Consider the following 7,876-nt stretch of genomic DNA (forward strand, 5'->3'; position numbering starts at 1 on the left):
CAGTTTCCTCCGCTTTTGATAATCAGCCATTATGAACCTCACGCTCCGTCAACTCAGCTATTTCAAGTCGCTCGCCACGCATCGCAATTTCGGCCGCGCGGCAGAGGCGGTGCATGTCTCCCAGCCCGCGCTCTCGGTGCAGATCCGTGAGATGGAGCAGATGCTGGGCGCGCCGCTGGTGGAACGCCGCGCGCGCGACGTGGTGCTGACCCCCTTCGGGCGGCTGGTGCTGGGCCAGGCGGAAAAGGTGCTGGCCGAAATGCAGGTGCTGTCTGAGATCGCGCGCTGGAACGAAGGGCTGGCGGGCGAATTGCGCCTGGGGCTGATCGCCACCATCGCGCCCTTCCTGCTGCCGGGCGCCCTCGCGCGGATCCGGCAAGAGGATATCGGCCTCTCGGTCCAGGTCCAAGAGGGCACCACCGCGCGGCTGATAGAGGATCTGCAGGCCGGACGTCTCGATGCCGCGGTCGTCGCCCTGCCACTGGACAGCGACGGCGCGCTCGAGGTCACGCCGCTGTTTCAGGACCGCTTTCTGCTGGCCGGATCAGAGGCCGGGATGGCCGCCCTTGGCGCGCGCCGCGAAAGCCTGCGCCCGGAACAGATCGGCCCGGCCCGGCTGATGCTGCTGGAAGACGGCCACTGCCTGACCGATCAGGCGCTTGAGGTCTGCGGACGGGGCAGGGGCCATGCCCAGATCGACATGGGCGCCTCCTCGCTCGCCACGCTGACCCGGCTGGTCGCCGCCGGCTTCGGGCTGACGCTGCTGCCCGAACTGGCCCTGCGCACGGAAGCCCATGGGCTGACCCTGCGCCGCTTCACCAGCCCGGAGCCATTCCGCACCGTGGCCCTGGTCCGCCGCCGCGCCACGCCCGATGACGGCTGGTTCCGCGCCCTGGCCCGGATCCTGTCGGAAACCGGCGAAGAGCTGGTCCAGGCCACCCGCGCCTGATCCGCAAAACCCCGCAGACCCAAAAACGCCCGCCGCCCCCATCGAGGGGGCCGTCGCCCGTTGTCGTCTCCGCCTCCCGCGCCCACCGCACCCGGGGCTCTCCATCCCGCCCCATCCTTCTTCTTGCCCAAAAACTCCCGCCGGAGGCATCCCAGCCCACAATCCGCCCGGCGCTCTCCCGGCAGCACCCTCCTTCCAAAAGGTTAACCACCCCCCACACCCCCGTGCGGAGCGCACCGACGTGATACCGACGCAATACCGACGTGAAACAGACAGGCTACCGACGCCCCTCAAGCGGCCAAAAACCACCCCTCGAACACGCGCCCCGAAACAAACCCCCGGACATGAAAAGGCCCGAAGGGTTCACCTCCGGGCCATCTCGTTTCAGCACGTCAGCGGGCCTGGGATCAGGCCACGGCTTCCTTGTTCTCTTCCAGGTACTTCATCAGGTTCTCGGGGGAGGATTCGCCGTAGGGGTCCTCGCCGTGGTTGTCGCAGATGCCGGGCTCTTCGAACCAGGCTTCGACGACACCGTCGTTGATGATGGCCGCATAGCGCCAGGAGCGCATGCCGAAGCCCAGGTTGTCCTTGTTCACCAGCATGCCGACGCGGCGGGTGAATTCGGCGGAGCCATCGGGGATGACCTTCACGTTTTCAATGCCTTGCGCCTTGGCCCACTGGTTCATCACAAAGCTGTCGTTGACCGACATGCAGTAGATCTCGTCGATGCCGAGGCCGGCGAAGGCCTCTGCGTTGTTTTCGAAACCGGGCAGCTGGTAAGTGGAGCAGGTGGGCGTGAAGGCGCCGGGCAGGGAGAACAGGATCACCCGTTTGCCGGCGAAGTAATCCTCGGTGGTCATGTCCTGCCAGCGGAAGGGGTTCGGCCCTTCGATGCTCTCATCGCGGACGCGGGTGCGGAAGGTGACCTGGGGAAGTTTCGATCCGGGCTGCATGATAGACCTCTCGTTGGGAATGGATTTGCCGCAGGGTTTAGAATTGTTCCAAATAGGCTTCAAGATTCTTTCCGCATCGCAGCACGCAAACACGTGTATCTGCATAGAAAAACTGCACTATATAAGGGATTTAGCGGATCAGCATTCTGCAGCTGCATAACAGACTTGCGTCAGGCGCAAAGCTGAAATGCGTAACTGGTTCTTTTCTCCGCTCATGCATATGATAGGCACCAAGCCGCAAGGAAAGGCCAGACAATGCGTGATCTCAAGATCCCTGAACAGCGCCATCCCGAAAAGGCGCGCCGTCCGGACAACGCCCAGCCGAAGAAGCCGGACTGGATCCGTGTGAAGGCGCCGACCTCCCGGGAGTACATGGAAACCCGCAACATCATGCGGGAAAACAAGCTGGTCACGGTCTGTGAAGAGGCCGGTTGCCCCAATGTCGGCGAATGCTGGAGCCAGGGCCACGCCACCATGATGATCATGGGCGAGGTCTGCACCCGTGCCTGTACCTTCTGCAACATCGCCACCGGCAAACCGCCGGAGGAGCTTGACGCCTTCGAGCCCGGTCGCGTTGCTCATGCGGTTGAAAAGCTTGGGCTTAATCACGTCGTGATCACCTCCGTCGACCGCGACGATGTCGAGGACGGCGGGGCAGAGCACTTTGCCCAGACCATCCGCGCGATCCGTCACCGCTCGCCCTCCACCACGATCGAGATCCTGACGCCGGACTTCATCCGCTGCGGTCCCGAGGCGCTGGAAGTGGTCGTTGCCGCCAAGCCGGATGTCTTCAACCACAACCTGGAAACGGTTCCCGGCCTCTATCCGGAGGTTCGCCCTGGCGCGCGCTACTTCCACTCCCTGCGCCTGCTGCAACGGGTGAAAGAGCTGGATCCGACGATCTTCACCAAGTCCGGCATCATGGTCGGCCTGGGCGAGGATCGCCAATCCGTCATCCAGGTGATGGAAGACATGCGCGCGGCCGATATCGATTTCCTGACCATCGGCCAGTACCTGCAGCCCACGCCGAAACACCACGCTGTGGACCGTTTCGTGCACCCGGATGAATTCGCCTCTTACGAACGGACGGCCTTTAACAAGGGCTTCCTGATGGCTTCTGCCAGCCCGCTGACCCGGTCTTCCTACCATGCGGGGGATGATTTCGCCCGGCTTCGGGAAAACCGGATGAAGCGCCTGAGCCAGGCCTGAAGTCTCTGAAAACCAACATGAAAAAGGCGCCCCGTAGCGGGCGCCTTTCTTGTTCTCGGTCCCTCAATCTCGGGCGCTAGTCATTGGACACGGCTGGCACGGCCTTCACGTAGGCGCCGATTGCCTCCAGGTCCTCGCGCGGCAGATGGGACATGTTGGTGACAACATCGGCCATCTCTCCGCCCGCCACGTCGAAGTCCGGCGTCAGGCCGGAACTGAGGTATTCCGCGATGTCGGCGGCAGACCAATCCAGCCCGCCCGAGGTGATATTGGGAATCCTGCCGTCCCCCGCCGGGTTCGGTGCCCCGCCAAGCCAGCGGCTCAGCTCCGGTCCGCCGATGGCATTGCGCGGCGTATGGCATTCGCCGCAATGGCCAAGCGCCTCCACCAGGTAGCGGCCGCGTTCGATCTGCGGAACCCCGACCTCCTCAAGAACCCAATCCTGGTTCAGGAACAGCAGCTTCCAGCCACCAAGGGCGCGGCGGATGTTAAAGGGAAATCCCACGTCATGGGCCCGGCTGGGCGTTTCCGAGGCGGGCAGGGTCTGCATGAAGGCATGAAGATCTGCGATATCCTGCGGCTCTGCCCGAATGTAGGTGGTATAGGGGAAGGCGGGGTAATAATGCTGGCCCTCCGGCGACACGCCACGCTGCATGGCATTGGCCAGCTCCAGCGCGCTCCAGCCGCCGATCCCGGCCTCGACCGAGGATGAGATATTGGGGGCGTAGAAGGTGCCGAAATCACTGGTCAGGGCGCGCCCGCCCGCCAGCACCAGCATCTCGTCTGCACTGGCCCCCGGCGCGGCGTGGCAAGAGGCGCAGCCCCCCGCGTAAAAGACCTCTTCGCCGCGCGCTGCATCCGGCGAAAGCCCGGCCATCACCTCTGGATCCAGCGTACGTGGGCGGGTCAGCCACCAGCCCAGGGCCGCACCGATCACGATCAGAACCAGCAGCAATCTCAGTAGTTTGCGCATATGCACCCCCGTTCGTCACACCGCTCCGAAGCGGGAATGTCTCCCCGCCTTGAGGGTAGTCTAACAGGCAAAGCGCGTACCCGCGCCGCTTAATTTGCCGGGAGCCGGCTGGGCGGATGGACCGATTGCGGCACCAGCCAATCCGGGAAGCCGAACAGGCGTTCGGCGCCCCAGATCGCAAGGCAGGCGGCGATGACGACCAGCACCAGGATGACCCGCTTTTCCGACGGCGGATTGCGGATCCACAGGACCGCGCGGATCATCCAGCGGTTCATGCCTCTTCCGTGAAGCGGACCTTGCCGATGAAGGGCAGGTTGCGGTTGCCCTGCGCGTAGTCGATGCCGTAGCCGACCACGAATTCATCCGGGATCTCGAAGCCGATCCAGTCGGCGCGGAAATCGACCTCGCGCCGGGCGGGCTTGTCCAGCAGGGCGATGGTGCGCAACAGCTTGGGTTCGCGGGATTTCAGCAGGTGGATCACGTGGTTCAGCGTATAGCCGGTGTCCACGATATCCTCGACGACCAGTACGTTGCGCCCCTCGATGGCGCCGCGCAGATCCTTCAGGATGCGCACTTCGCGCGAACTCTCCATGCCATCCCCGTAAGAGGAAGCCTCAAGGAAATCGACCTCCACGTCCATGTCCGAAAGCTCGCGGGCCAGGTCCGCGATGAACACGAAGGACCCCCGCAGTAGCCCGACAACCACAAGGCGCTCGTCCTTGGGGAAGGTTTCCCTGATATCGTGGCAAAGCGCCTCGATCCGGGCGGCGATGGATTTGGCAGAGATCATCTCATCGATGACATAAGGACGCTGTGACATGGATTTCCCTTGAATCACCCGAGCTAACGTAGGACATGAAGCCCGCGAAACTCATATCAGAACTACGCCGGAGCGCCATGCCGACCCATTCGGAAACCCGGAAACTCCCGTATACCGCACAGCAGATGTATGACCTGGTGGCGGATGTCGGGACCTATCCGACATTTCTGCCCTGGTGCTCTGCCGCCCGGATACGCAAGGTCACGCCCCATGAGGACCACGAGGTCATGGAGGCTGATCTGGTGATCTCCTTCAAGGTCTTCAGGGAACGGTTCGGCAGCCGCGTCGTGCTGTGGCCGGAGGCGATGAAGATCGACACCGAATACCTGGACGGGCCCTTCCGCTATATGAAGTCCAACTGGGCCTTCCGCGATGTGGACGGCGGCTGCGAGGTCGATTTCCACGTCGATTTCGAATTCAAGAACGCGGTCCTGCAAGGCATCATCGGCGTGGTCTTCAACGAGGCGATGCAACGCATCGTGCGCGCCTTTGAACGGCGCGCGGCAGAGCTTTACGGCTGATCGGGGGCGCTGGCCCTTCAACAGGGGTCAGATCGCAGGGGCAGGGCTCAGGTGCCTTCGGCCTTGGCCAGCAGCAACGACAGCGCATGATCCGCCGCCCGGCGGCGCACCTCGTCCCGGCCAAGCGCGCCGAATTCAACGGTTTCCGCCTCTGCATGGCCCGCCTGGGCCAGGGCGAAACAGACGCGCCCTTCGGGCTTGTGCTCCGATCCACCCGGACCCGCGATCCCCGTGATGGAAACGGCCAGGTCCGCGCCAAGGCGTTCAGAGGCCCCAAGTGCCATTTCAAGCGCGACTTCCTCTGACACCGCGCCATGGGCCGCCAGCGTTTCGCCGCGCACGCCCAGCAGGGCCGTCTTGACCGCGTTGGAATAACTCACCACGCCGCCTGCCATCACATCAGAGCTTCCAGGCACTGCCGTCAGCGTGGCGCTGACCAGCCCGCCGGTGCAGCTTTCCGCCGTGGCCAAGCTCAGCCGGGCTGCGCGGGCCGCGGCCAGGACTGCCGCCGCCAGGTCCCGGTCAGGACCGCTCACATCAGCACCAGGTGAGAGAAGGCGGCCAGCACGATGACCAGCAAGGCGGCGAAGATGCCGGCAAAGACATCGTCCAGCATCACTCCGAAGGCATCGTCGCGCCGGTCGGCCCGGCCCACCAGCCAGGGTTTCCAGATGTCGAACAGCCGGAAGCCCAGGAAGGCCGCGATCCAGCCCGGCCAAAGCGCGGTCAGATCGGCGCCCACATGCGCCGCGCCAAAGGACACCGGCCAGAAGGCGATCCACAGGCCGACGACCTCGTCCACCACCACCTCAGAGGGGTCATGTTTGCCGGTGGCCTTCATGTAGGCCTCGGTCGCCAGGGTGCCGGCGATGAACAGCGCAAAAGCGCAGGCGGTCAGCAGGATCGGCCCGCCCAGCAGGTGCAGTGCCCAGGCCAGAGGCAGGGCGGCCAGCGAACCCCAAGTGCCGGGGGCCGGTTTCAGCAGGCCCACGCCTGCCACGGTGGCAATCAGTTTCGAGGTGCTCATTTCGCGATCAATACCGCAGAGGCCATGGCCGCGATCCCTTCTTCCCGTCCGGTGAAGCCAAGCTTCTCGGAGGTGGTTGCCTTGATCGAGACCCGTTCAGGGGCCAGCCCCATGATCTCTGCCATCCGCGCCTGCATGGCCGCGGCATGCGGGCCCACCTTGGGGCGTTCGCAGATCAAGGTACAGTCGATATTTGACAGAGTGTAGCCCTTCTGCGTAGCCAGCTCGACCGCGTGGCGCAGGAAGACATGGCTTTCGCAGCCCTTCCATTGCGGATCCGAGGGCGGGAAATGCCGCCCGATATCGCCCTCTGCCAGGGCGCCGTAAATCGCATCGGTGACCGCGTGCATGCCCACGTCAGCGTCCGAATGGCCCTTCAGCGCGCGATCATGGGGCACCTTGATGCCGCAAAGCCAGCATCCGTCCCCGTCTTCAAAGGCATGTACGTCAAACCCGTTGCCCATGCGTATGTCCATGGCTCTCCCCAGAATGGCTGCGGCCCGAGCGAAATCCTCGGGCAGGGTGATCTTCAGATTGTCTTCATGTCCCGGCACGATGGTGACGGGGATGCCGGCAGCGCGGGCGACCTCCACGTCATCGGCAGCGCCGCCGGGATGGGCTGCATGGGCGGCCTTCAGGGGGCCCAGGCGGAAGCCCTGCGGTGTCTGGGCGCGGTAGAGGCCCTCGCGGCTTTGCACGCCGGCGACACGGCCGTCTTCGGCCCGCCAGAGCGCATCCGTGACGGGCAGGCCCGGTGCGGCGGCCTCGGCTGTCTTTAGGGCCTCGCGCACGGCCTCGATCACGCCTGAGGGCACGCAGGGGCGGGCCACGTCATGGATCAGCACGTTCTGCACCTGCGCCTCATCCAGCGCGTCCAGACCGGCCCGGACGGAGGCATCGCGCGTCGCGCCCCCGGCCACGCGGATCACCTGGTCCGGCAGGCCGGCGATCTCCATGTCATCGGGGTGCAGGACCACCACGACCGGGCTGAGACCTGCGCGCAGGATCGCCCGGATCGTCCAGTCCGCGACGCGCTTTCCGGCCAGCTCCTGCCATTGTTTGGGTCTTTCGCCCCCGGCGCGTAACCCGCGCCCGGCGGCGACAATGATGGCGGCATCCGTCATCGCGTTCCTTCTGTGTCGCAAGGGCGTGACAGCCCCGCGGCAACCCTGTAATCCCTGCTGTTTCCCCGGAATAGGCCGCGAACGGTCCAAGGGCAATGCGGTGGCGCCGAAATCGATGCTTAAAAAGCGGGCACGACTTGGGGCTTCCTTGTTCGATAGGTACCGAATTCATTGTTCTTGTCCGGGTTTCGGTCTAACGCATAAGCTGTTGCCCAAGGTTTAAGCATGTTCCTCTCGCTTCTGAACGATAAAGCTGCAAATCCAGTCTGCCTTGCACCCATGGCGGGAATCACGGACCGG

10 protein-coding genes are annotated in these 7,876 nt (G+C 64.3%); 3 read left to right on the forward strand and 7 right to left on the reverse strand.

Annotated features, from left to right (window positions below):
* Positions 1–31: 31 nt before the first annotated feature.
* Positions 32–949 (forward strand): hydrogen peroxide-inducible genes activator, encoded by a 918-nt coding sequence (locus tag HCZ97_RS18455; protein ID WP_167690586.1) that lies wholly within the window; start codon positions 32–34, stop codon positions 947–949.
* Positions 950–1,356: 407 nt separating this feature from the next.
* Here the strand turns inward: HCZ97_RS18455 and HCZ97_RS18460 are convergent, their stop codons facing one another.
* Entirely contained in the window at positions 1,357–1,902 is a 546-nt protein-coding gene (locus HCZ97_RS18460; RefSeq protein ID WP_167690587.1) for a peroxiredoxin, read from the reverse strand.
* 255 nt (positions 1,903–2,157) lie between these two features.
* Between HCZ97_RS18460 and lipA the strand changes: the two genes are divergently transcribed.
* Entirely contained in the window at positions 2,158–3,111 is a 954-nt protein-coding gene (gene lipA, locus HCZ97_RS18465) for a lipoyl synthase (RefSeq protein WP_167690588.1), read from the forward strand.
* 76 nt (positions 3,112–3,187) lie between these two features.
* Here the strand turns inward: lipA and HCZ97_RS18470 are convergent, their stop codons facing one another.
* The 3 genes from HCZ97_RS18470 to hpt all read right to left on the reverse strand — a co-directional run bounded on the left by HCZ97_RS18470 (position 3,188) and on the right by hpt (position 4,904).
* Positions 3,188–4,084, reverse strand: a complete 897-nt coding sequence (locus HCZ97_RS18470) for a cytochrome c (RefSeq protein ID WP_167690589.1) — start codon at positions 4,082–4,084, stop codon at positions 3,188–3,190.
* 89 nt (positions 4,085–4,173) lie between these two features.
* On the reverse strand, positions 4,174–4,359 hold the full coding sequence (locus HCZ97_RS18475) for a hypothetical protein (RefSeq protein ID WP_167690590.1): 186 nt from the start codon (positions 4,357–4,359) through the stop codon (positions 4,174–4,176).
* Positions 4,356–4,904, reverse strand: a complete 549-nt coding sequence (hpt, locus tag HCZ97_RS18480; RefSeq protein WP_167690591.1) for a hypoxanthine phosphoribosyltransferase — start codon at positions 4,902–4,904, stop codon at positions 4,356–4,358. Before hpt ends, HCZ97_RS18475 begins: the two co-directional genes overlap by 4 nt.
* 77 nt (positions 4,905–4,981) lie before the next feature.
* Between hpt and HCZ97_RS18485 the strand changes: the two genes are divergently transcribed.
* Positions 4,982–5,425: a type II toxin-antitoxin system RatA family toxin gene (locus tag HCZ97_RS18485; RefSeq protein WP_167690592.1), complete on the forward strand. Its 444-nt coding sequence runs from the start codon at positions 4,982–4,984 to the stop codon at positions 5,423–5,425.
* Between the two features lie 47 nt (positions 5,426–5,472).
* Here HCZ97_RS18485 and HCZ97_RS18490 read toward each other — a convergent pair whose 3' ends face one another.
* Genes HCZ97_RS18490 through HCZ97_RS18500 form a run of 3 tightly spaced genes read right to left on the reverse strand, consistent with a single transcriptional unit; the run spans position 5,473 to position 7,576 of the window.
* Positions 5,473–5,961: a nicotinamide-nucleotide amidohydrolase family protein gene (locus HCZ97_RS18490; protein ID WP_167690593.1), complete on the reverse strand. Its 489-nt coding sequence runs from the start codon at positions 5,959–5,961 to the stop codon at positions 5,473–5,475.
* Positions 5,958–6,452 carry a phosphatidylglycerophosphatase A gene (locus HCZ97_RS18495; RefSeq protein WP_167690594.1) on the reverse strand — a complete coding sequence of 165 codons (495 nt, stop codon included), beginning with the start codon at positions 6,450–6,452 and terminating at the stop codon, positions 5,958–5,960. The genes HCZ97_RS18490 and HCZ97_RS18495 overlap by 4 nt, the downstream gene beginning before the upstream one ends.
* The gene (locus tag HCZ97_RS18500) at positions 6,449–7,576 is read right to left on the reverse strand and encodes a bifunctional 2-C-methyl-D-erythritol 4-phosphate cytidylyltransferase/2-C-methyl-D-erythritol 2,4-cyclodiphosphate synthase (protein ID WP_167690595.1); all 1,128 of its coding nucleotides are present in this window, start codon (positions 7,574–7,576) and stop codon (positions 6,449–6,451) included. The genes HCZ97_RS18495 and HCZ97_RS18500 overlap by 4 nt, the downstream gene beginning before the upstream one ends.
* Positions 7,577–7,876: the final 300 nt, after the last annotated feature.

Origin of the sequence: Pseudooceanicola sp. HF7 (genome assembly GCF_011806405.1) — a bacterium.
Lineage (GTDB): Bacteria > Pseudomonadota > Alphaproteobacteria > Rhodobacterales > Rhodobacteraceae > Pseudooceanicola.

Bases quoted from the DNA above. Each gene is read 5' to 3' on its own strand.
- HCZ97_RS18495 (WP_167690594.1), bottom strand. From the start codon at position 6,452: ATGAGCACCTCGAAACTGATTGCCACCGTGGCAGGCGTGGGCCTGCTG.
- HCZ97_RS18500 (WP_167690595.1), bottom strand. From the start codon at position 7,576: ATGACGGATGCCGCCATCATTGTCGCCGCCGGGCGCGGGTTACGCGCC.
- HCZ97_RS18485 (WP_167690592.1), top strand. From the start codon at position 4,982: ATGCCGACCCATTCGGAAACCCGGAAACTCCCGTATACCGCACAGCAG.
- HCZ97_RS18475 (WP_167690590.1), bottom strand. From the start codon at position 4,359: ATGAACCGCTGGATGATCCGCGCGGTCCTGTGGATCCGCAATCCGCCG.
- HCZ97_RS18455 (WP_167690586.1), top strand. From the start codon at position 32: ATGAACCTCACGCTCCGTCAACTCAGCTATTTCAAGTCGCTCGCCACG.
- HCZ97_RS18470 (WP_167690589.1), bottom strand. From the start codon at position 4,084: ATGCGCAAACTACTGAGATTGCTGCTGGTTCTGATCGTGATCGGTGCG.
- hpt (WP_167690591.1), bottom strand. From the start codon at position 4,904: ATGTCACAGCGTCCTTATGTCATCGATGAGATGATCTCTGCCAAATCC.
- HCZ97_RS18460 (WP_167690587.1), bottom strand. From the start codon at position 1,902: ATGCAGCCCGGATCGAAACTTCCCCAGGTCACCTTCCGCACCCGCGTC.
- lipA (WP_167690588.1), top strand. From the start codon at position 2,158: ATGCGTGATCTCAAGATCCCTGAACAGCGCCATCCCGAAAAGGCGCGC.